This window comes from Streptomyces sp. UW30 (assembly GCF_008042075.1).
In the GTDB taxonomy this organism is placed as follows: Bacteria; Actinomycetota; Actinomycetes; order Streptomycetales; family Streptomycetaceae; genus Streptomyces.
On sequence record NZ_RDBN01000063.1, the window covers coordinates 1 to 1,673 of the forward strand.

General features: G+C 65.7%; 1 protein-coding gene. It reads right to left on the bottom strand.

Annotated elements, in window-relative coordinates; genetic code table 11:
- Positions 1-292 precede the first annotated feature (292 nt).
- Positions 293-1,279, bottom strand: a complete 987-nt coding sequence (locus EAO75_RS43605) for a GlxA family transcriptional regulator (protein WP_148000692.1) — start codon at positions 1,277-1,279, stop codon at positions 293-295.
- Between the last annotated feature and the right edge of the window lie 394 nt (positions 1,280-1,673).

Below are 1,673 nucleotides of genomic sequence, written 5' to 3' on the forward strand. Positions count from 1 at the left end.
CTGCTGGCTGTTCTGGTGCTGCGCCTTTCACAGCGAACCGCACAGGTCGGCAGCCCGGCTCCAGACCCTGGAGAAACCTTCGTACACTTCCGTGACGCCGTCGAGCGCGACTTCACCCGCACCCGTCGCCGGTATGTATGGAATCGATGGCACGGCGCGGCCAGTGCACAATGCCGAGTGCACGAGTCGCACGAGTTGCACGAGCATCCCCCGGTGGAGCTTGCCCCAAGACCAGGCCCCGGACCACTAGGCGACGGGCGTCGTTTGCCGCTATCGAAATCAAGACGCCCGCCTAGGGCATCGTTCCGGCTCCCTCCGGTTCCGCTGCGATGGGCGGCGATGGGTTCGCGAACGCACGTCGGTAGGCCGTGGGGGTGATGCCGAGGGCATCGTGGAATCGGGCGCGGAGGTTGGTGGAGCTGCCAAGACCACTGCGGTCGGCAATCTGCCCGATGCTCAGCGAGGTGGCTTCCAGGAGCTCGCGTGCGAGGTTGATCCGGGCGGTGAGCAGCCACTGGTGCGGCGTAACGCCAGTCTCCTGACGCCACATGCGTACCAGCGTTCGGGAAGACACACGCGCATGTCGGGCGAGCGCGTCCAGTCGGAGGTCTTCTTCAAGGTGCTTCAGTGCCCAGTCGCGCGTGTCGGCGAGGGAGTGGGCGGTGGGGGACGGCAGAGAGCGGTCGATGAACTGGGCCTGGCCTCCTTCGCGGTGGGGTGATGCGACCAGCTCTCGGGCGATTTCATTGGCGACGACTGCGCCAAGGTCTTTGCGGACCAAGTAGAGGCACAAGTCGATACCGGCGGTCACTCCTGCGGAAGTGAGAAGGGGACCGTGGTCGATGTAGAGGACGTTGCGGTCCACGCGTAGGCCGGGGTAAAGGCGCTCCAGGTCGTCGGCGCTGGCCCAGTGGGTGGTCACCGTACGGCCGTCCAGAAGACCGGCCGCGGCAAGGGCGAATGCGCCGGTGCAGATGGAGGCGATCCTGGTGCCCCTGTCGAATGCCTGCCTCAGCGCGCTGATGACCTCCGGTGCCAGCGGACGCTGGCATTCCGCGTATCCCGGCACGATGATCGTGTCCGCCTCGGCCAAGGCGGGAAGCCCTGCTGTCACGCCGACCGTGAACCCCGTGCTGGTGATGATGCTGCCCGAAGCGGCGCCGCACACGGTCAGTTCATAGGGGGTGCTGGGTCGCTGGGAGAAGATCTGGGTGGGAATGCCCAGGTCGAGGGGAAGCACACCGGGGAGTACCAGGACAGCGACGCGATGAGGTTCCATGACCTTAATGTTATGACCGCAGCGTTTTGGCACGTATCGCGGTCCTTGCCCTTGAGCACGAGCTGTKGATGTCCTCTCTAGAAGCTGCGTCGCCGGAGGGGGGATGGTCACTGGCCGCCGTCGCATTGTGCTTGTGTGAACCTGGCCTCGGACCGCGCCAGCAGAGGTCGAGGCCTGGCGGTTCGGGTACGTGCGTACTGGGCTAAGCGGCGGGTCCCTCAACACGTCCCGACCGTGGATCCGCACCGGTTAGGACGCTCACGTCTGTCTCGCCGGACGGCCCTCCACCAGCAGGGCGCACGTCCGCACTGTGGCGATCGCGGCCGGAGTTCGGTTGGTGATCGGCTTCGCGTCGAACCGCGATACGTGCCAAAACGCTGCGGTCATAACATTA